Source organism: Ruegeria sp. HKCCA5463, from assembly GCF_013034175.1.
GTDB lineage: Bacteria > Pseudomonadota > Alphaproteobacteria > Rhodobacterales > Rhodobacteraceae > Ruegeria.
The window spans coordinates 207,372-227,935 of the sequence record NZ_WQFL01000002.1; the positions used below are offsets into that span (position 1 = coordinate 207,372).

26 protein-coding genes, 1 tRNA gene and 1 riboswitch are annotated in these 20,564 nt (G+C 58.5%); of the genes, 16 read left to right on the forward strand and 11 right to left on the reverse strand.

Annotated features, from left to right (window positions below; translation table 11 throughout):
- Positions 1 to 6 precede the first annotated feature (6 nt).
- From GOW09_RS07065 to GOW09_RS07075, 3 genes are read right to left on the reverse strand one after another with little or no spacing between them, the layout of a single operon-like run.
- Entirely contained in the window at positions 7 to 768 is a 762-nt protein-coding gene (locus GOW09_RS07065) for a DUF883 family protein (RefSeq protein ID WP_171116899.1), read from the reverse strand.
- The gene (locus GOW09_RS07070; protein WP_171116901.1) at positions 761 to 1,159 is read right to left on the reverse strand and encodes a phage holin family protein; all 399 of its coding nucleotides are present in this window, start codon (positions 1,157 to 1,159) and stop codon (positions 761 to 763) included. The genes GOW09_RS07065 and GOW09_RS07070 overlap by 8 nt, the downstream gene beginning before the upstream one ends.
- Positions 1,152 to 1,661 carry a hypothetical protein gene (locus GOW09_RS07075; protein ID WP_171116903.1) on the reverse strand — a complete coding sequence of 170 codons (510 nt, stop codon included), beginning with the start codon at positions 1,659 to 1,661 and terminating at the stop codon, positions 1,152 to 1,154. Before GOW09_RS07075 ends, GOW09_RS07070 begins: the two co-directional genes overlap by 8 nt.
- A 212-nt stretch (positions 1,662 to 1,873) precedes the next feature.
- Here GOW09_RS07075 and GOW09_RS07080 point away from each other — a divergent pair, with 212 nt between their 5' ends.
- The 3 genes from GOW09_RS07080 (at position 1,874) to GOW09_RS07090 (ending at position 3,511) form a co-directional block, all read left to right on the forward strand.
- Positions 1,874 to 2,071 carry a CsbD family protein gene (locus GOW09_RS07080; protein ID WP_171116905.1) on the forward strand — a complete coding sequence of 66 codons (198 nt, stop codon included), beginning with the start codon at positions 1,874 to 1,876 and terminating at the stop codon, positions 2,069 to 2,071.
- Between the two features lie 95 nt (positions 2,072 to 2,166).
- Positions 2,167 to 2,787, forward strand: a complete 621-nt coding sequence (locus GOW09_RS07085; RefSeq protein WP_171116906.1) for a PRC-barrel domain-containing protein — start codon at positions 2,167 to 2,169, stop codon at positions 2,785 to 2,787.
- A gap of 154 nt (positions 2,788 to 2,941) precedes the next feature.
- Positions 2,942 to 3,511: a PRC-barrel domain-containing protein gene (locus GOW09_RS07090; protein WP_171116908.1), complete on the forward strand. Its 570-nt coding sequence runs from the start codon at positions 2,942 to 2,944 to the stop codon at positions 3,509 to 3,511.
- 87 nt (positions 3,512 to 3,598) lie between these two features.
- Here GOW09_RS07090 and GOW09_RS07095 read toward each other — a convergent pair whose 3' ends face one another.
- Positions 3,599 to 4,348 carry a Crp/Fnr family transcriptional regulator gene (locus GOW09_RS07095; RefSeq protein ID WP_171116910.1) on the reverse strand — a complete coding sequence of 250 codons (750 nt, stop codon included), beginning with the start codon at positions 4,346 to 4,348 and terminating at the stop codon, positions 3,599 to 3,601.
- 63 nt (positions 4,349 to 4,411) lie between these two features.
- Between GOW09_RS07095 and GOW09_RS07100 the strand changes: the two genes are divergently transcribed.
- Positions 4,412 to 4,810, forward strand: coding sequence for a hypothetical protein (locus GOW09_RS07100; RefSeq protein ID WP_171116912.1), 399 nt, complete (start codon positions 4,412 to 4,414; stop codon positions 4,808 to 4,810).
- A 93-nt stretch (positions 4,811 to 4,903) separates the two neighbouring features.
- Here GOW09_RS07100 and GOW09_RS07105 read toward each other — a convergent pair whose 3' ends face one another.
- Positions 4,904 to 5,095, reverse strand: a complete 192-nt coding sequence (locus GOW09_RS07105) for a PLD nuclease N-terminal domain-containing protein (protein WP_093961670.1) — start codon at positions 5,093 to 5,095, stop codon at positions 4,904 to 4,906.
- A gap of 188 nt (positions 5,096 to 5,283) precedes the next feature.
- Between GOW09_RS07105 and GOW09_RS07110 the strand changes: the two genes are divergently transcribed.
- Positions 5,284 to 6,138: a formate/nitrite transporter family protein gene (locus GOW09_RS07110; RefSeq protein WP_171116914.1), complete on the forward strand. Its 855-nt coding sequence runs from the start codon at positions 5,284 to 5,286 to the stop codon at positions 6,136 to 6,138.
- Positions 6,139 to 6,304: 166 nt separating this feature from the next.
- On the opposite strand, the gene GOW09_RS07115 is transcribed toward GOW09_RS07110, so the two are convergent.
- Complete coding sequence (locus GOW09_RS07115; RefSeq protein ID WP_171116916.1) at positions 6,305 to 6,589, reverse strand: hypothetical protein; 285 nt, start codon at positions 6,587 to 6,589, stop codon at positions 6,305 to 6,307.
- A gap of 123 nt (positions 6,590 to 6,712) precedes the next feature.
- On the opposite strand from GOW09_RS07115, the gene GOW09_RS07120 reads away from it, so the two are divergent.
- The 4 genes from GOW09_RS07120 to GOW09_RS07135 all read left to right on the forward strand — a co-directional run bounded on the left by GOW09_RS07120 (position 6,713) and on the right by GOW09_RS07135 (position 9,618).
- Positions 6,713 to 6,874, forward strand: coding sequence for a DUF1328 domain-containing protein (locus tag GOW09_RS07120; RefSeq protein WP_093961673.1), 162 nt, complete (start codon positions 6,713 to 6,715; stop codon positions 6,872 to 6,874).
- A gap of 51 nt (positions 6,875 to 6,925) precedes the next feature.
- The gene (locus GOW09_RS07125) at positions 6,926 to 8,551 is read left to right on the forward strand and encodes an acetolactate synthase large subunit (protein ID WP_171116919.1); all 1,626 of its coding nucleotides are present in this window, start codon (positions 6,926 to 6,928) and stop codon (positions 8,549 to 8,551) included.
- A gap of 68 nt (positions 8,552 to 8,619) precedes the next feature.
- A complete protein-coding gene (locus tag GOW09_RS07130; protein ID WP_171116921.1) occupies positions 8,620 to 9,120 on the forward strand; it encodes a Dps family protein in 501 nt (166 codons plus the stop codon).
- Between the two features lie 153 nt (positions 9,121 to 9,273).
- Positions 9,274 to 9,618, forward strand: a complete 345-nt coding sequence (locus GOW09_RS07135; RefSeq protein ID WP_371808027.1) for a YidH family protein — start codon at positions 9,274 to 9,276, stop codon at positions 9,616 to 9,618.
- A 423-nt stretch (positions 9,619 to 10,041) separates the two neighbouring features.
- On the opposite strand, the gene GOW09_RS07140 is transcribed toward GOW09_RS07135, so the two are convergent.
- Positions 10,042 to 10,117, reverse strand: a tRNA-Lys gene (locus GOW09_RS07140).
- Between the two features lie 210 nt (positions 10,118 to 10,327).
- On the opposite strand from GOW09_RS07140, the gene dapF reads away from it, so the two are divergent.
- Together dapF and mtaB are read left to right on the forward strand one after the other, a co-directional pair.
- Positions 10,328 to 11,170, forward strand: coding sequence for a diaminopimelate epimerase (gene dapF, locus GOW09_RS07145; RefSeq protein ID WP_171116925.1), 843 nt, complete (start codon positions 10,328 to 10,330; stop codon positions 11,168 to 11,170).
- Complete coding sequence (gene mtaB, locus GOW09_RS07150) at positions 11,167 to 12,423, forward strand: tRNA (N(6)-L-threonylcarbamoyladenosine(37)-C(2))-methylthiotransferase MtaB (protein WP_171116927.1); 1,257 nt, start codon at positions 11,167 to 11,169, stop codon at positions 12,421 to 12,423. The genes dapF and mtaB overlap by 4 nt, the downstream gene beginning before the upstream one ends.
- Before the next feature lie 145 nt (positions 12,424 to 12,568).
- Here the strand turns inward: mtaB and GOW09_RS07155 are convergent, their stop codons facing one another.
- From GOW09_RS07155 to petA, 3 genes are read right to left on the reverse strand one after another with little or no spacing between them, the layout of a single operon-like run.
- Entirely contained in the window at positions 12,569 to 13,360 is a 792-nt protein-coding gene (locus tag GOW09_RS07155; RefSeq protein ID WP_152459511.1) for a cytochrome c1, read from the reverse strand.
- 17 nt (positions 13,361 to 13,377) lie between these two features.
- Positions 13,378 to 14,709: a cytochrome b gene (gene petB / locus GOW09_RS07160; protein ID WP_171116929.1), complete on the reverse strand. Its 1,332-nt coding sequence runs from the start codon at positions 14,707 to 14,709 to the stop codon at positions 13,378 to 13,380.
- 15 nt (positions 14,710 to 14,724) lie between these two features.
- Positions 14,725 to 15,309, reverse strand: coding sequence for a ubiquinol-cytochrome c reductase iron-sulfur subunit (gene petA / locus GOW09_RS07165; RefSeq protein ID WP_152459513.1), 585 nt, complete (start codon positions 15,307 to 15,309; stop codon positions 14,725 to 14,727).
- 462 nt (positions 15,310 to 15,771) lie between these two features.
- Here petA and GOW09_RS07170 point away from each other — a divergent pair, with 462 nt between their 5' ends.
- Complete coding sequence (locus tag GOW09_RS07170; protein ID WP_171116931.1) at positions 15,772 to 16,218, forward strand: cytochrome c family protein; 447 nt, start codon at positions 15,772 to 15,774, stop codon at positions 16,216 to 16,218.
- A gap of 19 nt (positions 16,219 to 16,237) precedes the next feature.
- Here GOW09_RS07170 and GOW09_RS07175 read toward each other — a convergent pair whose 3' ends face one another.
- Positions 16,238 to 16,849, reverse strand: a complete 612-nt coding sequence (locus GOW09_RS07175; RefSeq protein ID WP_171116933.1) for an FMN-binding negative transcriptional regulator — start codon at positions 16,847 to 16,849, stop codon at positions 16,238 to 16,240.
- 54 nt (positions 16,850 to 16,903) lie between these two features.
- Positions 16,904 to 17,103: riboswitch (FMN riboswitch) on the forward strand.
- 119 nt (positions 17,104 to 17,222) lie between these two features.
- On the opposite strand from GOW09_RS07175, the gene GOW09_RS07180 reads away from it, so the two are divergent.
- From GOW09_RS07180 to GOW09_RS07195, 4 genes are all read left to right on the forward strand, one after another.
- The gene (locus GOW09_RS07180; RefSeq protein ID WP_170347485.1) at positions 17,223 to 17,663 is read left to right on the forward strand and encodes a 6,7-dimethyl-8-ribityllumazine synthase; all 441 of its coding nucleotides are present in this window, start codon (positions 17,223 to 17,225) and stop codon (positions 17,661 to 17,663) included.
- 118 nt (positions 17,664 to 17,781) lie between these two features.
- A complete protein-coding gene (aroC, locus tag GOW09_RS07185; protein WP_171116935.1) occupies positions 17,782 to 18,882 on the forward strand; it encodes a chorismate synthase in 1,101 nt (366 codons plus the stop codon).
- Positions 18,866 to 19,528 (forward strand): HD domain-containing protein, encoded by a 663-nt coding sequence (locus GOW09_RS07190; RefSeq protein ID WP_371808028.1) that lies wholly within the window; start codon positions 18,866 to 18,868, stop codon positions 19,526 to 19,528. The genes aroC and GOW09_RS07190 overlap by 17 nt, the downstream gene beginning before the upstream one ends.
- A gap of 45 nt (positions 19,529 to 19,573) precedes the next feature.
- Positions 19,574 to 20,509, forward strand: coding sequence for a DMT family transporter (locus tag GOW09_RS07195; protein WP_171116937.1), 936 nt, complete (start codon positions 19,574 to 19,576; stop codon positions 20,507 to 20,509).
- Positions 20,510 to 20,564 lie beyond the last annotated feature (55 nt).

Consider the following 20,564-nt stretch of genomic DNA (forward strand, 5'->3'; position numbering starts at 1 on the left):
CGCGCTTCACTGACTGCGCAAAGCGTCAGAGGCCCGATCAGCCGCGTCATCCAGCCGTGCATCGGCCGCGGCACGCAGCCTGTCCAGTTCTTCGTTCAAAACCTTTTGGGCGTGACGCATCAGCTGATCGCGCCGATGGCCCAGCAGCTCGTCCTCCTTGCGAGTGTTGGGCAGCAGAGCACCAGCCAGAATACCTACGCCCAGCGCCAATGCGCCGGCCGCCAGCGGCTGATCATGGACGAAGGTCTGCGAGGCCTTCGTCGCCTTCCGCGCACGCTTCTCGACCGCTTGCTGCGCACCGATTGCGGCCTTGCGCGCTTCGATCACACGGGCACGGGCCTGGGGTGAGAGCTTGTCCAGACCACGATCCAAGGCGGCGGACAGCACGCTGGCAGATTGGCTGTGTTCAGTCATTCCGGTCATCTCCTGTTTCATGCGGCTGTCGGCGTCGGCGACACGCCGATCAAAGCCGTCGAAGGCCTGCTGCGGAGGTACGGCCTGGCGCGGGGATTGGGTGCTTTTTGAGCCAGACCCTGGACCCGCAACCAAAAGGGCTGCTCCTGCACCGAGCAGAGCAAAGGCGGCCGGGTTTTTTTGAGCCGCGGACCAGAGTTGCGCACCGATCTGCCCGCCATAGGCTTCGAGCGTCGATTTCGCCTCGTCTGCCAGGCGCGGCGGTGCCAGCGTATCCGACAGAGCATTCAGCGAGCGTGCAAGAGCGCTGCGTTCGTATGCGATCTGCGTTTCAAGAGGTGTCAGGTCAGACATGGGTCGACTCCTTCATCGCTTCGATGTCGCGCTGCAGGTTTTTCATGGCTTGCTCGGGGACCAGCGCGGTGGCGGACAAGCGGGACCGGCCAAAAAGCGCCAGGCACCCAGCAACCAGTGCTAAGCCCGCGCCAACGAGCAACGAGGCCATACCCACCGAAAAACCATTGGCGGCGATATACGCGACCAGGGATGTCGCCATGAGGTTCAGTGCGATCATCAAAAGGATCAGAGCAACGCCAAGGCAGGCCAGCCCTAAGCCCGCTCGCGTCAGGTTTCGGGACAACTCCTCCTTGGCAAGCTTTACCTCAGCCTGAAGCAAACCCGACAGATGTTTGAGCGCGTTTGCCAAAAGCCCCGGTGCAGATCGCAGATCGTTGGGGTTATGCATCGCGGCCACCATTCATTCGCGCCAACGCGCTGGTGTGGCCCGAGGTATCGACCGAGGTCCCATGCAGCAGCGACGGATCAATATCCCAAGGATCTGCACCAAAAGATGCGGATTGGGCCGCGCCCGTATTGCGCGCGCTAAGGAAACGGGCCGCGGCAAACCCGGCCAGGGCAGCCGATCCGACGAACAATAGAGGGTTTTCGCGGGCGAAATCAGACACCTTTCGGCTCATACTGGCCAAATCGGCAGAGCGGACCTGCCCAGCCACAGCCTCCATGTTGTCCGCAATCCTCGACAAGACCTGATGCTGCACCGATCGGTCGGGAAATGCATCGGCAGCTGCGTCGGCTGCATGAGCGGCGCTCTCAACCTCCTGCGCTGCGCTGTGCTTCAGTGATTCGACCCGGGCCGAGGCCTCGGCGGTCACGGTGTCCTTGACCTTGTCGGCCAGATCCTGGGCATGGGCTTTTGCCTTCTCCGTGGTCTCGGTTCGACGTGGCATGGTTCGATCTCCTGTGTTGAGGTCTCGGTCCTCCAACGCATAGAAGGCGAAATTGTTCCCAAGACCAGTTCGAACGCCACGGTGGACCCAGTTCGGATACCGTCAGATCACCCTTGCACGGTGTCAGTTGCAGAAAAAACGCCGCCGCCCGGAACCAGCTCGCGTTTGGCGCGTTTCACTGACAGCGACGAAGCAATCGAAAGGAATTTACGATGAACTGGGACCAAATTCTTGGACGCTGGACCGAATTCAAAGGCAAGCTGATCGAGCGTTTCGGCGATTTGACCGATGATGAGATCGAGCAAGCCCGCGGCGATCGCGAGCAACTGGAAGGCATCATCCAAAAGAAATACGGAGATTCGAAAGAAGACGTTCGGGAAATCGTGGATCGCCTGATCAAGGACATGTAGCCCGAAGGTGGATGCGCACATCGCGCTGGGCGGCATAAAGTCAATGGCGCCCCACAGACTCTCAAGATCGACCCCAACAGGTAATCACGAGCGCCATGAAACTGTCTACCCTCATCAACACGCCCGTTGTCCCAGCTGGAACCGACCACGCAATTGGTCGCATTTCCGATATCGCCATTCGCGCTGGGCAGACCGAGTTGGAGTACGTCTTAGTCAATCTGAGCGTGGCCGGAGGGAATGACCCGGTGGCTTTCACCGCCGATACGCTCAAACTTGGTGCAAGCGAGGTAGTGTGCGCGTTATCCCATCACCAAGTGAATCACCTTCGACAGCGCGAAGGGGGCGAAGACCCCCTCGCAGTAGACATCAAAGGCCTGCCGCCCCTGGTCGTAGGGCCGTTCGGCAACGCGATTGCGCCGGTTGTGATGGGGGCGATCCTGAATGACGCTCTCCGCCAACGCCCCCAGCCCAGGCCACCCGGAAGCAACTTCCGATGGTTTGCGAAGTTGCAGGGCAACCCCGTGTTTGACGCGACTGGTGAGTTGGGAAGGTTTATGGATATTGAGCTCGACCCAAACACCAAGGCTCTGCGGTTTCTCTTGATCGACGGGCGACCAGATATCCTGAGTTTTCCGTTCGCTGAGTTACGCAATATTCCCGACGATGAACACTACATGGTTCTGTCCAGACCTTCCGATCCGCTGCACCCGGTCTGAGGGTCTGGCCACGGCTTGTCATACCGCGCAGATGCGCGTTTTTTTCTTTTTAAAACAAATATTTTTGCATTTTTCTGGGAACAAGTCTCGGCGTCATTCGTTTGTTCAACAAGACCGCGGGAAACGCGGTCAGAACAGACCAAAGGAGTGAGCTATGAAACGTTTTCTGACCACAACTTCGATCGTTCTGGTGATGTCGGCATCGGCCTATGCAGAAAGCTCGAATGTCGAAGAAGTCGGCAAGAACCTGGAAGAGGCAGCCGAGGCAGCCGGTGATGCGCTGTCGAATACCGCGCAGGACATCAAGAACGCTGCGCAGAACACGGCGGAAGACGTCGACCAGGCAGCCGAAGCAACCGGTCAGTACATCAGCGAAAAAGCCGGACAGATGGCTGATGCGGTCGATCCCACCACCATCGACATCGAAGGTTATGTCCCCGTTGCCCAAGGCACCATCCCGGCCGAAGATCTGACCGGCATGCGCGTCTATGACGTCTCGCAAGAGTGGATCGGCGAGATCGAAGAGGTCGTCGTCGACATGGACGGATCGGTCGAAGGGGCCGTGATCGGCGTCGGCGGGTTCCTCGGCCTGGGGGAAAAGGATGTTCTGATCGATTTCTCGCGCGTGTCGCTGATGCGTGAAGTCAATGGTGACAACACCTATGCCTTCGTTCACGCTGACAAAGAGATGCTGAAGGGTATGCCGGCCTACGAAGGGTCGTAAAACGGCTCCTCAGTCGCAAAGCATGTGATCAAGCCGCCGGCCGATTTTTCGGTCGGCGGTTCTTTAGTTCCTGTCCATCCGCCACGTTTAGATCAGCGGGCGCGGAACGGCTTCGGTGATTTCGACCAAGCCAAGCTCGGCCAGACCCTCAAGATCGTTAATCTGCAGCACATTGTTGGACCACTCGGCCAGACCGAGATCCTTCAGCCGGCGCAGGGTCTTGTTCGTGTGAACCAGCGACAAGCCCAACGCATCCGCAAGATCCTGCTGCCGGTAGGGCAGCGGACACTGCAAGCCTTTGGCCAATCCGGCAGCCTGCGACCTTGTGTAGAAGCGGTGCAGGCTCCACGCGATCTTCTCGATCGCGCCGCGCTGGCCGACGGTTGTCAGAGCGTCGCCCAGAAAATGCTCTTCGACGGCGGCCAGGAATGTCAGGTCAAAGGCGCGATCAGGCTGGTTCTGATATAACTCGAACAGCCGCGAGCGATTGAAAACGCACAGCCGCATCGCGGTTGTCGCTTCGACCGAGTGCCGCATCTCGCCCATGACGCCAGCCTGCAGCCCGACGAGATCGCCTGGAAGCACAAAGCCTATGACCTGCCTACGACCGTTTTCCAGCGTTTTGTAGCGAACGCCCATCCCGCTCAGGACCGTGAACAGATGCGCGGATTTCGCGCCCTCGATGAACAGTTGTGTTCCGGGTTCGGCCTGCATCTCGCCGGTTTTGAAACCCTGCATGAATCGCAGGTCGTCTTCCGAAAACGGCAGGAAGACGTCCATCTGCCTCAGCGGACAGTCCGCACATGCGATCAGAGAATTTTTTCGTTGCTGTGTCATAGTTTATTGCGGCGCTGCGGGATTGCCCTAGGGTGGCATCGAACAGATTTCAGGATGGTATTTATGGAAGCCTCTTCCCGCAGCGTAGCAGATGTTTTGATTGTTACGGAAAACTTTATCGAAGCAGCGGACATCAGTGACGCCATCCCCGCAGTTCCAACCGATCGCATTGTCCATATCCGCGAGCTGCACGCGGGCGGGCATTTCTGGCAGGATCCCAAATTCGCCCCGGCCTTGAGCGTTCTGAGCTATCGCAGAAGTGAGACGTCATTTGACGCCGTCGCGCGGCTGTTGGCCGAGCGCGGCAGTGCACTGTTGCTGTTGGACCCGTCCCCCGAGGTGCAAGCGCAATTTGAATGTGTGGCACTGATACGGCCTTTTACTGCCGCAGATCTTGCCCGCAAGATCGCAGCCATTGATTTCAGTGGGAACGGCTTGAAAATCGGCGTTGATCCTGGGTGAACTGACACAAGGCCCATTTCACCATCTATACAATTGACTCAAAAAAAGCGCGGCCGATGCCGCGCTTTTTTGTACCGACAATTTCCGCGCTGATCAGATCGCGCTGCGCGCTGCCTTCGGGCCAAAGATCAGCCAGCAGATGAACCCGATGACCGGAAGCAACAAAACGAAAAGGACCCACAGAATTTTCGCACCGGTTGTCGCAGACGAACCGATGATCGAGATAATGGCCCAGATCGACAAAACCAGGACGATCAGACCGCCAATGCCATATACTTCCACCATACCGAAGTTCCTTTCGAATTACGTGTCGTTGTTCCTACACGGACACAACGCGATAGTTGGCTAAAAGTTCCCGACAAAGATCTGGGTGTGATCCCAGTTCTCGCACGAGGCTTGAGGATTTTTTGCGCCTGATGGAACCAAAACGACCGGCAGAACGTTGGGTTTGAAGGTCGATACAAGGGGTCAAAATGTCCAATACACACAACGCGCCGCGAGACGATCTTGTCGAGAAAGAGAGTGAGCGCGAAGCGGTCGAAGAAGCGTCCGGGCTGTCTCCGCGCCAGATATTCGAGACCATCCGCCAAAACGGTGAGGAGGAGCTGGACCGCCCGACCAAAGCGTTGTTCTGGTCCGGGATTGCCGCTGGAGTGCTGATCAGCTTTTCGGTGCTGGGCGAAGCGATATTGCGGGCACATCTGCCCGAAACCAGCGGGCGCTTTCTGATCGAGAACCTGGGTTATTCCCTCGGCTTTGTCTTGGTCATCCTGGGGCGGATGCAGCTATTCACCGAGAACACGATTACGACCGTCGTTCCAGCCATGATAAATCCGTCCGTCGCGTGCTTCACCAAAACCGCGAGGCTGTGGGCAATCGTTCTGGGTGCCAATGTGCTGGGGGCGTTTGCGATATCTGCCTTCCTGATCCATACGCCGGTGTTGTCGCCCCAACTCGTCGCGGTCATCAACGACCTGAGCCACCACGCCACCGGCATGGGCGCCTGGGTTGGCTTTCTGCGCGGAATACCGGCGGGGATCCTGATTGCGGCGATCGTTTGGATGCTGCCTTCGGCACAGAACAACGAGGTGCTGGTCATCGTAATCTTCACTTGGATGATTGCGGCCGGCGACTTTACCCACGTCGTTGCCGGTTCGGTGGAAATGGCGGTTCTGATGCTTCAGGGGCAGTTGCCAGTAGGCACAGCCGTTTTCAGCTTTTTCCTGCCCGTTCTCGCCGGCAACATCATCGGCGGAACCGCTGTCTTCACGATGCTGGCCTACGCCCAGATCAAACCCGAAATAGAAGAAGACCCAAAGCGCGGTTGAGGCGCTTTGGGTCTTTGGGATGGCGGATTGGTTGGCGTGGCAGTGACGAGTAGCGGTGTCAACGATTCCTGATGAAGAACCAGATCAGTAGTCCGGCCAAACCCAAGCCGAGCATGGCCGGCAAAAGGTACTCGATACCCATATCGGTCGCGGTGTACCGCGTGTTCTAACCACGTTCCGCCTTGCGCAACGCGAGGCCCAGCAGGACACCCGCGCCCAACGCTCCGACCATAGCCATACCCGGGTTCTCGCGCACAAATGCGGCACTTTTCTCGGATGTCTGTGTCAGCTGCTTTTGCGCCTCGTCGCGCGCCGTTTTCAACGTGTCGCGCGTTGCGGTTACGCCATCTTCCAAGGCTGATTTGGCCTCCTTGGCCACTTCGTCGATCCGCGCCGCCATCTCCACATGCGGAGTGTCCTGAGGGGCCTTTTTCGCCGTTTTCTGTGTCATGTCAGATCTCCTTTCATCAACCCAACGCAGGCGCTCGCCAAAGGTTCCACCAAAATGACCCGGAACCAATCTGGGGTTCCAAGCGTTGACCCGTCAGTAGCCACAGAAATGAAAGGAAATCCCATGTTGTCCTGGGCGCTGATCTTTTTCGCACTTGCTATCGTTGCTGGCATCTTCGGGTTTGGCGGCATCGCGTCGGCCTCGGCCGGTATCGCGCAGATCCTTTTCGTGATCTTTCTGGTCCTGTTCATCGGTTCGCTGATCTTGCGACTGATCCGTGGGTAAGCCCCCGCGCATCCGCAATCCCTGAAACAGTACCCCGAGGTTCAAAGCCCTATGAAAGATGCCATCCATACCCAAACCGCCGCCGAATTGCTGGTTGCCTGCTTGGAAGCCAACGGCGTGACCTGTGCATTCGGTGTTCCGGGTGAGGAAACAACCGATCTGATCTCCGCAATCGACAAGTCGAGCATCAACTTCGTCCTGTGCCGGCACGAGCAGTCGGCGGCGTTCATGGCATCGGTTCACGGTCGATTGACGGGGAACCCGGCAGTATGCCTCTCGACACTTGGGCCTGGGGCGACCAACCTTGTCACCGGTGTGGCTGACGCTACGCTTGACCATGTGCCGCTGATCGCCCTCACGGGGCAGGGTGCGCGGTCCAGGCTGGGCCGCGAAAGTCATCAGATCATCGATCTCGAAGCGCTCTTCAAGCCAGTCACCAAGTTGAGCCGAACGCTGATGGTCGCGGATGAAATCCCCCAAGTCGTTGCCGAGGCCGTGCGGTTGAGCAAGCTCGACAAACCCGGAGCCGTCCATCTTTCTCTGCCCGAGGATCTGGCAGAGGTCCCGAGTCTGGCCGAACCTTTCGTGGCGCCGCCGCCAGCCGAGGTGCGACCGGTGGCCGATGCGGTCATCCGTTCCGCGCGCCTGCTGGCCGAGGCGAAAAAGCCCTTGATTCTTGCAGGGCACGGGGTCATCCGATCCGGCACCGCAAGCGACGTTCGGGAACTTGCGGAAAGCCTTTCGGCCCCGGTCGTCACGACGTTCATGGCCAAAGGCGTTCTGCCTCCGGGACACCCGCTCTCGCTGCATTCGATCGGTCAGCCGGGCAAAGAATTGGCATCAGAAGCCTTCGACCTGTGCGACCTGATCATTGCCATCGGGTTTGACCCGGTTGAATATCCACCCTCGAACATTTCGACGGGCGGTAAGAAGCCGGTTCTCGAGATCTCGGACGTGGCCTCGACTGTTGATGTGGACTGGCCGGTAAAGGCCGCTCTGACTGGGGATCTTCCGCACTGCATCGACGTTCTGGCGAAGGCCACGGCCGAAAGTCCCGCGCAAAGCTGGTTCAAAGGTCTCCAGCGGAGGATTGACGCCTCGCTGGAAGGTGGATCAACAGCTACCGATGCCGCCTGCGTCGCGCCGTCGGACATTTGTCAGGCGATTTCCGAAACGCTTCGCGAAAGCGACGTTCTGTTGTCTGGCGTGGGCCTGCACAAACTTTGGGTCGCCAGCAAGGTTCAAGCACGCCGAGCGGGGCAAATCATCATTCCGAACGGTCTGGTCGGTATGGGCCTTGCGCTGCCCGGAGCGATCGAGGCGGCCCGTCTGTTGGACGAGGGTCGGGTGATTGCCGTTTGCGGTGATGGGGACTTCTTGATGAACGTTCAGGAGATGGAGACGGCGGCCCGGTTGTGCGTGCCCGTTACCGTTCTGCTCTGGGAAGACAACGGCTATGGTCTGATCGACGAAAAACAGCCAGGTGCGCGCGAGTTTTCCTTCGGTAACCCCGATTGGGAGTCACTGGCCCGATCCTTTGGCTGGGTCTACCACGATATTGAAAGCCACCGCAAACTTGCTCCTGCGCTGCAGGCGGCGGCTGACGTCGCCGTTCCAACCCTGCTGCGGGTGTCGGTCGACTATTCGGCTGATGGCGGGATGCCCACCGTCACCTGATTTTTCCGCCGAAAGTGGAACCAAATCCGCCTTTGGGCGTTTATTTCCTAGTAGAAAAAGGAGTTGTCATGACCGACGCATTGAACGTTGTCCCGAACGAAAACCCCGTTTCCACTGGCGTGCGCGACACCGCACCCTTGGCCAAGGGTCTGGCTGATGTTCTGGCCGACACCTACCGGCTGACCTTCAAAACACATGCGTATCACTGGAACGTGGAAGGCCCGCTGTTCTATTCGATCCACAAGCTGACCGAAGAACAGTACGAAAACATGTTCGCCGCCGCTGATGAGATCGCGGAACGCATCCGCGCGCTGGGACATCTGGCGCCCTCGCGCATGTCCGACATACTCGATTTCTCGACCATCAAGGATCGCGAAGGGGACCTGTCCGCCGCCGACATGATCGAAGATCTGGCCGCCGATCACGAGCGGGTGGCGCACCGCCTGCACGCCCTGACCGAGCTTGCAGGAAGCCGCAAAGACGTCGTGACCGAAGATCTGGCGACCGAACGTTCGGCATTTCATGAGCAGGCAGCATGGATGCTGCGGGCGATCTCAAAATCAAGCTGACGCGGTGACCGGCGCATGTGTCGATTTGCGACCCAACTGCGCGCGTGTAAGGTCTTGGGCAGGCTTGCCGAAAAACCGGCAAGCCTGCGCGTTCCAATTTGGTGACCAGTCCAAAGGGCGGCAATGTCTGAAAAAAACACGAAAAGCCAAAACTTGGCCGAGGAGCGGACCGACTGGGCCGAAGACCGCACCATTTTGGCAAATGAGCGCACATTTGCGGGATGGATGAGAACCGGAATGGCATGCGTGGCCATCGCCCTTGGCCTTAAGGCCGTATTTTCCGCCGTCGAACCCGAGTGGCTGGCGAAGGCTGCAGCCACCCTTTTTGTGTTGATCTCGCTGCTAATCTACTGGGGAGCGTGGATGAACGCCCGCCGCGTGTATTCCCGATTGGAAGCGCACAGCGCCCAACCGGCATCTCGCTTCCACTTGCAATTGGTTGTTGGAAGCCTGTCCCTCGGATCAATCGCATGTTGCCTTGTGTTGTGGCTTGTCTAAGCGGGCTTGCGCGGACATCGCCTTCGTGCCAGTCAAGAACGGACTCCTGAATCTCGTGGCGATCGCGGACTAGGCGTCGTATAAGGCTCTGAGCTGTCGTTCCAACGACATGACGCATGTTGACTTGTGTGTCGAGGCCTGGAACGAGGCCATCATTGCACATAATTCGCCCGCGCAAATCAATAAACACTCGCCGATGAAAGCTGGTCAGCGTTTTTGACGAAAGATGATGCAGGCGCACTTCCTTTGAAGGAATGCTTAAAATACCTGACATCAGCTAGGCTGGCTACGGGTTTGAACTAGGGTTAGAAATCAGCGGCTTTTGTCCCCCATATGTCCCCCATTCAAAGCAACTGTTGTTGCTGAGCAAGTAGCAACACAATCGCTTCAGCGCATAACACATTATTTTAACTTAGAAAAAAGTGGTGAGCCGTGCAGGATTCGAACCTGCGACCCACTGATTAAAAGTCAGTTGCTCTACCAACTGAGCTAACGGCCCACTCTTTTGTTGGATCTGTCGATCCGTGGCGCTCTTTACGGCAATTCCCCGACTGGGTTCAAGCCCTTATTTCGCGCCTCGTTTCGCCGTAACAACGCGTGTTTCCGGCAACCCGATAGGCGGCCTAATTAGGCAGGTGGCGCTGGAGGGTCAACCCCTTTTTTGAGGAATCTTCGCGACAGGGTGGATTCATGTTCGGACCGACGTTATATGCCCGCCATGCAACAGAGACTCGACACCGGACTGCCCTTCATAAAGATGCACGGGCTGGGCAATGACTTTGTCATTGTTGACGCACGCGCACAGGATGCCCCGATCACGCCGGAACTGGCCCGGGGAATCGGGCATCGGCAATTTGGTGTGGGATTCGATCAGTTGGCCGTTATCGAAAAAGGTGAAGCCGACGCGCATCTGGTGTTCTACAATTCCGATGGATCAACCTCTGCCGCCTGCGGCAACGCCACCCGCTGTATTGCACGGTTGCTTATGGATGAGACGGGGCGATCTGCCCTGAAGCTCACCACGGAACGGGGAACCCTTCATGCGCGGGATACCGGCGATGGGCTCACTTCGGTCAACATGGGGCACCCGCAGCTGAACTGGCGCGAAGTTCCTCTGGCAGAAGAGATGGACACGCTGGAATTGCCGATCGAAGGCACCCCGACGGCAACGGGAATGGGCAACCCGCATTGCACGTTCTTCGTTGACAACGCCGAAGCGATCCCGTTGGCAGAATTCGGCGCGCGTTACGAATACCACCCGCTTTATCCCGAACGCACTAATGTCCAGGTGGCCCAGGTCATTGGCCCGGATCACATCCGTATGCGCGTCTGGGAGCGCGGAGTAGGCATCACCTTGGCATCTGGCTCTTCGTCCTGTGCAACGGCCGTGGCTGCCGCGCGACGGGGGCGGACCGGGCGCAAGGTGCGGATTGATTTGGATGGTGGCACGCTTTGGGTCGACTGGCGCGACGATGGTGTCTGGATGACCGGCCCGACATGTCACGTTTTCTCTGGCACTCTGACGCCTGAATTTCTGAGGTCGCTGGGATGAACCCGCCCAAGTTCACCACGTTGGGCTGCCGCCTGAACGCATATGAAACCGAGGCGATGAAAGAGCTGTCGCAACAGGCCGGTCTGACAGACGCTGTGGTGGTGAACACATGCGCAGTGACGGCTGAGGCCGTGCGCAAGGCCCGGCAGGAGATCCGCAAGCTACGGCGCGAGAATCCGAATGCCCGCCTGATCGTCACAGGCTGTGCCGCCCAGACCGAGCCCGAAACCTTTGCCCGGATGGACGAGGTCGATGCGGTCATCGGCAACACTGAAAAGATGCAGCCCGAGACCTGGAAAGGCATGGCTGCCGATTTCATCGGCCAGACCGAGGCGGTGCAGGTGGATGACATCATGTCGGTCACGGAAACGGCCGGCCATCTGATCGACGGGTTCGGCACCCGCTCGCGCGCCTATGTGCAGGTTCAGAACGGATGTGACCACCGCTGTACCTTCTGCATCATTCCCTATGGCCGGGGCAACTCGCGAAGCGTCCCGGCCGGTGTGGTGGTGGATCAGATCAAGCGGCTTGTCGACAAGGGGTATAACGAGGTCGTGCTGACCGGGGTCGATTTGACATCCTGGGGCGCCGACCTGCCCGCAAGCCCCAAGCTGGGCGATCTTGTGATGCGCATCCTCAAGCTGGTGCCGGATTTGCCACGCCTGCGCATAAGCTCAATCGATTCGATCGAGGTGGACGAGAATCTGATGCAGGCCATCGCAATCGAGCCGCGCCTGATGCCGCACCTGCACCTGTCGCTTCAGCACGGCGACGATCTGATTCTAAAGCGCATGAAACGCCGCCACCTGCGCGACGACGCCATCCGCTTTACCGAAGAGGCACGCAAGCTACGCCCCGACATGACCTTTGGCGCGGATATCATTGCAGGCTTTCCGACCGAGTCCGAAGCGCATTTCGAAAACTCGCTGAAGCTGATCACCGACTGCGACCTGACCTGGCTGCATGTCTTCCCCTACTCCAAGCGTGAAGGAACACCGGCAGCCCGCATACCGCAGCAGGTGAATGGAACGGTCATCAAGGATCGCGCCGCCCGCCTGCGCGCGGCAGGCGACGCTCAGGTCACAAAGCACTTGTCGCAGCAAATCGGCAAGACCCATCACATCCTGATGGAAAACGCCCATATGGGCCGGACCGAACAGTTCACCGAGGTTTCGTTCAAAGCACCTCAACCCGAAGGCCAGATCGTGCGCGCTGCTATAACCGGGCGGACCATGACCCAACTCACGGCCTGATTCCCTTCATCAGGCAAGAAAGACCCCGGGGAAGAACTGCCCAATGGCCAAGAAGGGGGGCAAGGGCCCGTGACCCGTTCTGGTATCAAAAGCCCCCGCAACCGGATGGCGCGGGGGTTTCAATTTATGCTTACTGAAAAGGGTCTCAGTCTTCTTTACGAAGTTTGCCCTTATGCGGAGCCCACAGGCGCTTGTTGACCAGATAGAGAAGCACCGACAGAACGGTCAGGAAAATCACGCCAACAAAGCCAGCGTTCTTGCGCTCCATCATCTTCGGCTCGGCCGCCCACATCAGGAACGCCGAGACGTCTTCTGACATGTGTTCGACCGAGTTCGAGTGCCCGTCAGCGAACTCGACCTGTTCATCCGCCAGCGGCGGTGCCATCGAAATCCAGCCGCCGGGGAAGGCCTTGTTTTCGTAGAGGACAGTTCCTGCCTCTTCCTTCTCTTCACCAGTATAGCCGTCCAGCAGTGAGGCGATGTACTCGGCTCCGCCCATGCCTTTGACCAGCTGATTGATGCCCAAACCGTAAGGTCCGTGGAAGCCCGCGCGGGCCTTGGCCATCAGGCTCAGGTCCGGTGCGCCGACACCGTTGTTGGCCGGGAAGTGGTCAGTCGGAATCGCCGGGCGGAAATCGTCCAGCTCGGGATCGAACACTTCGAAGTTGTCAGCCGCATAGGCGATGACTTCTTCTTCCGAATAGCCCAGCGCTTCCAGATCGCGCAAAGGCACATATTGCAGACCGTGGCAGGCTGCACAGACCTCGGTATAGATCTGAAGGCCGCGCTGCAGCTGATGCTGGTCCCAGGTACCGAAGGGTCCTTCGAACGAGAAGTCGAAGTCTTCGATATGCTGCTCACCTCCACCTGCTGCAATGGATGCAACAGGGGTCAGGGCCAAGGCAAACGCGGCGCCGATTGCAAGTTTCTTGAACATGTTTCCGGTCCCTCTTCTTACTCGGCCGGCGTGGCGTCGGCATCAGCCTTGCCATAATGCGCGTTGAAGTCTTCTTCGATGGTCTCGGGCTGTGCCAGAGGCTTCTCGATCACTCCGAGGATCGGCAGGATCACGAAGAAATAGGCGAACCAGTAGGCGGACGCGATCAGCGAGAAGGTCGCATAGGGCTCTTCCGCGGGCATCGCACCCAGCCACATCAGGGCAAAGAAGTCGATGACCAGCAGGTAGAACCACCATTTGAACATCGGACGGTACTTACCCGAACGCACGTTAGACGTGTCCAGCCAGGGCGCCAGCGCCATGGCCAAGATCGCGCCGAACATCGCAAGAACACCGAAGAACTTGGCATCGATGATACCGCCGGTGATGAAGCTGGCGAATTGAACGACCCAGACCTCACCGGTAAACGCGCGCAAGATCGCGTAGAACGGCAGGAAGTACCATTCGGGAACGATGTGTGCAGGTGTCACCAGAGGGTTGGCTTCGATGTAGTTGTCGGGGTGGCCCAGGTAGTTCGGCATAAAGCCCACGACGGCCCAGAACACGACCAGGATCACGGCCAGCGCGAACAGGTCCTTGATCACGAAGTACGGCCAGAACGGCAGCGTGTCTTTCTCGGCCTCAGCTTTCGAGCCCCGGCGCACTTCAACACCTGTCGGGTTGTTGTTGCCGGTGGTGTGGAAGGCCCAGATATGCACCACAACCAATGCCGCAATGATAAACGGCAGCAGATAGTGCAACGAGAAGAAGCGGTTCAGCGTGGCGTTGTCCACGGCGGGCCCGCCCAGCAACCAGGTCTGAAGCGCGTCACCAACAAACGGGATCGCACCAAACAGGCCGGTGATCACGGTCGCACCCCAGAAGGACATCTGACCCCAGGGCAGAACATAGCCCATGAAGGCGGTGCCCATCATCATCAGGTAGATCAGCATACCAATGATCCACGTGATTTCACGCGGGGCTTTGTACGAGCCATAGTACAGGCCACGGAACATGTGGATGTAAACCGCCACAAAGAACAGCGATGCGCCATTCATGTGCAGATAGCGGATAAAGTGACCGCCATTCACGTTGCGCATGATGTGCTCGATGCTGGCAAAGGCCAGATCAACATGCGGGGTATAGTGCATCACCAAAACGATACCGGTGATGATTTGCAGCGCTAGGCAGAACGCCAGAACGATGCCCCAGATCCACCACCAGTTCAGGTTCTTGGGGGTCGGGATCATAAGCGTATCGTACAGCAGGCCGACAATCGGCAGGCGGCTGTTCAGCCACTTCTCGCCGTTTGTCTTCGGCTCGTAATGATCGTGGGGAATTCCGGACATAAGTTTGGGTCTCCCTTAGCCGAGTTTGATTGTGCTGTTGTCCACCCATTCTGCGGGCGGGACAGGCAAGTTCTCAGGCGCGGGGCCTTTACGGATACGACCGGCGAGGTCGTAGTGCGAACCGTGGCACGGGCAGAACCAGCCACCGAAGTCGCCGGCATCCCCCAAAGGCACACAGCCGAGGTGCGTACAAACGCCCATCTGAACGATCCAGGCACCCGGCGCTTCGCCTTCCGGTGACGGCATGACGCGGTTTGCGTCAGTCGCAGGCGCATCTGCGCTCAGGTTGAAGTTGCGTGCAAGCGGATCTGGCAGCGCATCAACACCTTCGGCGTCCTGTTCCTGGGCTTCCTGAATCTCGGCACCGGTGCGGTGACGGACAAAAACGGGTTTTCCCAGCCATTTTACCGTCAGTTGCGTGCCCGGCTCGACGCCGCTCACATCCACACGGATCGAGGACAGCGCCTGAACGTCTGCCGACGGGTTCATTTGGTTGATCAGTGGCCATACGGCTGCACCCGTTGCAACGACACCTGCGCCGCCAGCGACGTAGTACAGGAAATCTCTGCGGGTGCCTTCGTGGTCTTCTGCGTGGGACACGAGGTTATCTCCGATTATCTGGCGCCCGCGGACGGGCAAATAGCTCGCGCACCGCACGAATGCGGTGTCTTAACCGCGCTTACTATCGGGGAGAATAGTGTTCGTCCAGCGTTCATAAACGCGCAATACGCCGCATGTGTCCCTTCATGCACGTGACGAGGGGCTTTTTTTGGTGATTCTCGTCCGCAACTTTGCCTGCGGCTTCGAATCAACGAGGTTTGATTCGAACCTCGAACTCCGTTTTGCAGGCGAAATCCAGCCCGATTCTAACCACCAGTCGGCCAGTCATTTGAGAGCGTATTCTTGACAATCAGCATCACGAAGCAGCGATTGTCTGTTGGGTAAATCATATTCGCCAAATAGATGATTTAAATCGAAAATTGAGCGCAATTACACAGTTGCACTTTTTCCGTGAATACCGGACAGCGCGAAAATCGCGCGAACTCCTGCAAGGAGACCCCTATGTCAAAAGTCACTCTGGCCACTGCAATATTCACATTGGCCCTGTCCTCGCAAACACTTGCAGCAGGTGATCCTGCGAAAGGCGAGGCGATGTACAACCGCTGTTCATCGTGTCATGCGATCATCAAGGACGGCGAAGTACTGGTCAAAGGCGGAATCACCGGCCCGAATCTCTATGGCGTCGTCGGACGTGTCGCCGGGTCCGAAAAAGACTATCGCTATGGCAGCGAGCGCCTGCCGGTCGGTATGTTCACCGATGACATGATCCGCGCCGGCGAAGAAGGTCTGATCTGGACCGAAGAAAACATCGCCGCCTATTCCAAAGACCCCATCGGTTTCATCAAAGAGTATCTGGATGACGAAACCGCCCGCCCGAACATGAGCGTCAAGCTTAGGAAAGGCGCGGAAGATATCGCCGCCTATCTGGCGACTTTCAGTTCCGAGTAATCCTGTTTCCCGGTGCTGGTTACGCCTTGTGCATCAAGGCGGCCAGCTGACCGGTTTCACTGCCAAATCCGCCGGGCACTTTGTCGGCGGCAGCGATTCTTGCATCCTCCGGCTTGTTCTGGCCCAGTTTCCAGGTGCCCTGGATATCCTCTACCTGCATCCGGCATGGTACGATCATCCGCATCATTCTGGCCAACGCGTCATCAGACATTTTCCCGGTGACCCATGGCGCTTTGGGCAGCAGTCGATCTTCAAAGAATGCGGTTTGTCGATCCAGCAAATCACGCAGCTCGTCCTGCGGGCGCAGTTCAAGCTGTCCGGTCAGGTGCACGGCGACATAGTTCCACGTCGGAACTTGATCGGCGACACCGTACCAGTCGGGCGAGACATAGCCATCAGGCCCCTGCACCGCGATCCTGACCTCTTTCGGCCCGTGCAGCATACGGACAATGGGGTTTGATCGCACCAGATGAAGATCGACCACCGCACCGTCCTCAGACAGCAGAAAGGGCACGTGACTGATCAATGGCGCGCCGTCGCCGGAAATCGCCAGAACGCCAAAAGCCCGGTCACGGGCGAATTCAATATGACGCGCTCGATCCTCGACGCGGAAGGCTGGATTTGGGTGCATGGGCGACCTCCTGCCAAATCTCTTGCAGATGGGGTTGGTTCTTGGCAAGGTCTGCCTCGTTCTCAGGGCGGGGTGGAATTCCCCACCGGCGGTATGCGGGCCATGACCCGCAAGCCCGCGAGCGGCTCTGCCGTGTCCACGATCCGAACGGCAAAGGCCGGTATTTGGACAAAGTGTGGAACCACGAAAGAGTGTCAGCAGATCTGGTGAGAGGCCAGAGCCGACGGTCAAAGTCCGGATGGAAGAGAACGTGCAAGCCGTGCCGGTGAACCGGCGCGCCTGCTCGTGATCGCCTTGGGTGACGTGTCATGCCGGGCTGGCAGCGAAGGTTTTCGCGACCGCCAGCGGGCCACCGAACTGAAAGGAGATCACGATGACACACACCCGCTATGCTTTTGTCAAAGCCAACTGGCATTCCGACATCGTCGACCGCGCGCTGGACGGATTTCTTGAACTGATCCCGGCCGATCAGGTCGATGTTTTCGACGTACCCGGCGCGTTCGAGATGCCGCTGCTGGCCCGCGATCTGGCCCAAACCGGCCGCTACGCCGCTGTCGCCTGCGCCGCATTTGTCGTGGATGGCGGCATTTACCGTCACGACTTCGTGGCCCAGGCCGTCGTGGACGGTTTGATGCGCGCCGGCATGGATACAGGCGTGCCGGTCCTGTCCGTTTCCCTGACGCCGCACCAGTACCAGGAGACGGATCACCACAACGCCATCTACCGTGCGCATTTTGTCGAGAAAGGCCGCGAAGCAGCACAAGCCGCGCTGAAAATCACAGCGACCCGAGCGGTGCTGACGCAGGCCGCCTGATCTTCATCTTTTCAAAAATATTCATTCGCGCCACCGCAAGGTGGCGCCCACCAATTCGCAAATCCCCTTGAGGCTCAAGGCGCTCCCCGCTAATCACGATCCCAAAGGAGCCCGCCCCATGTCGATGAACAGTTTTGGCCATCTATTCCGTGTTACCACTTGGGGTGAAAGCCATGGACCCGCCTTGGGTGCCACCGTTGACGGCTGTCCGCCGGGTGTCACCATCGACGAGACCATGATCCAGCACTGGCTGGACAAGCGCAAACCGGGGCAGAACAAGTTTACCACCCAGCGGCGCGAACCCGATCAGGTGAAAATCCTGTCCGGTGTGTTCGAAGGGCAAACCACCGGAACGCCTGTGCAGCTGATGATCGAAAACACCGATCAGCGCTCGAAAGACTATGGCGATATCATGGACAAGTTCCGCCCGGGCCATGCCGATATCACCTATTGGCAGAAATACGGGATCCGGGATTATCGCGGCGGCGGGCGGAGTTCTGCACGCGAAACAGCCGCGCGTGTGGCTGCGGGTGGATTGGCGCGTGAGGCGATCAAACAGATCGCACGCAACGTGCAGATCACCGGGTACATGACCCAGATCGGGCCGCATAAGATCGAGCGCGACAATTTCGACTGGTCCCAGATCGAACAGAACCCGTTCTGGACACCGGATGCGCAAGCCGCCGAGAAGTGGGCCACCTATCTGGACGATCTGCGCAAGTCCGGCAACTCGGTTGGCGCAATTGTCGAAGTTGTGGCGCGCGGCGTGCCCGCAGGGCTTGGCGCGCCGGTTTACGCCAAGTTAGACACTGATCTAGCTGCTGCGATGATGTCGATCAACGCGGTCAAAGGCGTCGAAATCGGCGAAGGCATGGCCGCGGCTGAACTGACGGGCGAGGCCAATGCCGACGAAATATTCATGGGGCAGAACGGACCTCAATACAGCTCGAACCATGCGGGCGGGATTCTGGGCGGCATCTCAACCGGGCAGGACATCGTCGTGCGCTTTGCCGTCAAGCCGACCTCGTCGATTCTGACCACACGCAAAACCATCACCAAATCAGGCGAAGAGACCGAGATCATCACCAAGGGCCGTCACGACCCTTGTGTAGGCATTCGCGCGGTCCCGGTAGGAGAGGCGATGATGGCCTGCGTGATCCTCGACCACCTGCTGTTGCATCGCGGCCAGATCGGAGAGAACCGTGGACGGATCGGCTGATCTGCGCACCCGCCTGCGGGCTGTGGTCGCACATCGCATGGAAACGGATCCGGCCCATGATCTGGCCCATCTGGATCGTGTTTGGACCAACGCCCGGGCCATCGCTGATGATCAAACCGATATGTCCGTGCTGCTGGCCGCAAGTTACCTGCACGATCTTGTGAATCTGCCCAAGGACGATCCTGACCGACATCTTGCCTCGCGCAGATCCGCAGCAGAATCAGAGCCTATTCTTAAGGAAATCGGGTTTGAGGCCGATCAGGTCCGCGCGATCCAGCACGCGATCGAAGCCCATAGTTTTTCGGCCGATATCCCACCTGAGACGATTGAGGCATGCATTCTGCGCGATGCGGACCGCCTTGATGCCCTGGGCACCATCGGTATCGCCCGCAACTTTTCCGTTTCCGGGGCCTTGGGGCGCACTCTTTACCATCCTGCGGACCCTTTTGCCCAAGCCCGGCCACTGGATGACCTGCATTTCTCGCTCGACCACTGGAAGGTGAAACTGCTGCGCCTGCCAGGTGACATGTTGACCGAGACCGGAAGGCGGATTGCAGAACAACGCACCGCGCGCATGATCCGCTTTCTTGAAGAATTCGCCGAAGAGATCGGCTGCTCCTTGCCGCAATCCTGGGCGAATTGCTGAATCCACCCGTTGATCTTTGCCCGTCAAAGACGCAGGTTCGCGCCGATGACAAAACCCTTAACTTCGCATCGACCTCTGCTTGCCGTAACGCTGAAGCTGTGCGCCTTGTTCCTGTTCACGTCGATGTCCGCGCTGGTCAAAGCACTTTCAGATGAATTCCCGCCGGGCCAATTGGTGTTTTTTCGGTCCCTGTTCGCAATCCCCGTGATCATTCTTTGGCTCATCGCGCGGGGGGAGTTGTCGAAAGGCTTTGTGGTCAAGAAACCCATGGGCCATTTCTGGCGCGGTGTTCTGGGAACAAGCGCCATGGGGCTTACCTTTACCGGCCTCAGCCTGTTGCCCCTGCCGGAAGTCACTGCCATCGGCTATGCGACACCGATCTTCACCCTGATTCTGGCCGCCGTCATGCTGGGCGAACGGATTCGGCTTATTCGTATCGGCGCTGTGGCTTTGGGTCTGCTGGGCGTCCTGATCATGATCTGGCCACGTCTTGGCACCACCGAGATGGAACTCGCCGCCACCATCGGCGCGTTATGCGTGTTGGGCGCAACCCTCGCACGTGCCTTCGTTCAGATCCATATCCGGCAATTGGTCAAGGTCGATCACCCTGCGGCCATCGTGTTCTATTTCTCGATGACCGCGACGCTTCTGTCGGCCCTGACCGCGTTCTGGGGCTGGACGATGCCGACAGTAAATCAGGCTCTAATACTGATCATGATGGGCCTGATCGGCGGCGTCGCGCAGATTTTGGTCACATCTTCCTATCGGTTTGGCCAGGCCTCGATGCTGGCACCTTATGACTATGCAACCATGCTTTTTGCGATCGTGATCGGCTATGTCTGGTTCGACGAACTGCCAACGCTTGCAATCCTGATCGGGGCCGCGCTGGTGATTGCAGGCAATGTTGTCGTCATCTGGCGCGAACACCAGTTGGGGCTGGAGCGCGGCAAGGCCCGGTCGGTTACAGACCCCAAAGCGTGACTTTACCTTTTGCAATCTTCCCCTAGGTTGGGCCGAACAGTCAAAGAGGTTCCCA

Excerpts from the sequence above, each read along its gene's own strand:
- GOW09_RS07105 (WP_093961670.1), bottom strand. The coding sequence starts at position 5,095 with ATGGTGGAAGTATATGGCATTGGCGGTCTGATCGTCCTGGTTTTGTCG.
- GOW09_RS07085 (WP_171116906.1), top strand. The coding sequence starts at position 2,167 with ATGAAACTGTCTACCCTCATCAACACGCCCGTTGTCCCAGCTGGAACC.
- GOW09_RS07180 (WP_170347485.1), top strand. The coding sequence starts at position 17,223 with ATGACACACACCCGCTATGCTTTTGTCAAAGCCAACTGGCATTCCGAC.
- dapF (WP_171116925.1), top strand. The coding sequence starts at position 10,328 with ATGCCCGCCATGCAACAGAGACTCGACACCGGACTGCCCTTCATAAAG.
- mtaB (WP_171116927.1), top strand. The coding sequence starts at position 11,167 with ATGAACCCGCCCAAGTTCACCACGTTGGGCTGCCGCCTGAACGCATAT.
- GOW09_RS07090 (WP_171116908.1), top strand. The coding sequence starts at position 2,942 with ATGAAACGTTTTCTGACCACAACTTCGATCGTTCTGGTGATGTCGGCA.
- petB (WP_171116929.1), bottom strand. The coding sequence starts at position 14,709 with ATGTCCGGAATTCCCCACGATCATTACGAGCCGAAGACAAACGGCGAG.
- GOW09_RS07095 (WP_171116910.1), bottom strand. The coding sequence starts at position 4,348 with ATGACACAGCAACGAAAAAATTCTCTGATCGCATGTGCGGACTGTCCG.
- GOW09_RS07110 (WP_171116914.1), top strand. The coding sequence starts at position 5,284 with ATGTCCAATACACACAACGCGCCGCGAGACGATCTTGTCGAGAAAGAG.
- GOW09_RS07120 (WP_093961673.1), top strand. The coding sequence starts at position 6,713 with ATGTTGTCCTGGGCGCTGATCTTTTTCGCACTTGCTATCGTTGCTGGC.
- GOW09_RS07115 (WP_171116916.1), bottom strand. The coding sequence starts at position 6,589 with ATGACACAGAAAACGGCGAAAAAGGCCCCTCAGGACACTCCGCATGTG.
- GOW09_RS07080 (WP_171116905.1), top strand. The coding sequence starts at position 1,874 with ATGAACTGGGACCAAATTCTTGGACGCTGGACCGAATTCAAAGGCAAG.
- GOW09_RS07070 (WP_171116901.1), bottom strand. The coding sequence starts at position 1,159 with ATGCATAACCCCAACGATCTGCGATCTGCACCGGGGCTTTTGGCAAAC.
- aroC (WP_171116935.1), top strand. The coding sequence starts at position 17,782 with ATGTCGATGAACAGTTTTGGCCATCTATTCCGTGTTACCACTTGGGGT.
- GOW09_RS07075 (WP_171116903.1), bottom strand. The coding sequence starts at position 1,661 with ATGCCACGTCGAACCGAGACCACGGAGAAGGCAAAAGCCCATGCCCAG.
- GOW09_RS07155 (WP_152459511.1), bottom strand. The coding sequence starts at position 13,360 with ATGTTCAAGAAACTTGCAATCGGCGCCGCGTTTGCCTTGGCCCTGACC.
- GOW09_RS07175 (WP_171116933.1), bottom strand. The coding sequence starts at position 16,849 with ATGCACCCAAATCCAGCCTTCCGCGTCGAGGATCGAGCGCGTCATATT.
- GOW09_RS07100 (WP_171116912.1), top strand. The coding sequence starts at position 4,412 with ATGGAAGCCTCTTCCCGCAGCGTAGCAGATGTTTTGATTGTTACGGAA.
- GOW09_RS07195 (WP_171116937.1), top strand. The coding sequence starts at position 19,574 with ATGACAAAACCCTTAACTTCGCATCGACCTCTGCTTGCCGTAACGCTG.
- GOW09_RS07065 (WP_171116899.1), bottom strand. The coding sequence starts at position 768 with ATGTCTGACCTGACACCTCTTGAAACGCAGATCGCATACGAACGCAGC.
- GOW09_RS07125 (WP_171116919.1), top strand. The coding sequence starts at position 6,926 with ATGAAAGATGCCATCCATACCCAAACCGCCGCCGAATTGCTGGTTGCC.
- GOW09_RS07170 (WP_171116931.1), top strand. The coding sequence starts at position 15,772 with ATGTCAAAAGTCACTCTGGCCACTGCAATATTCACATTGGCCCTGTCC.
- GOW09_RS07130 (WP_171116921.1), top strand. The coding sequence starts at position 8,620 with ATGACCGACGCATTGAACGTTGTCCCGAACGAAAACCCCGTTTCCACT.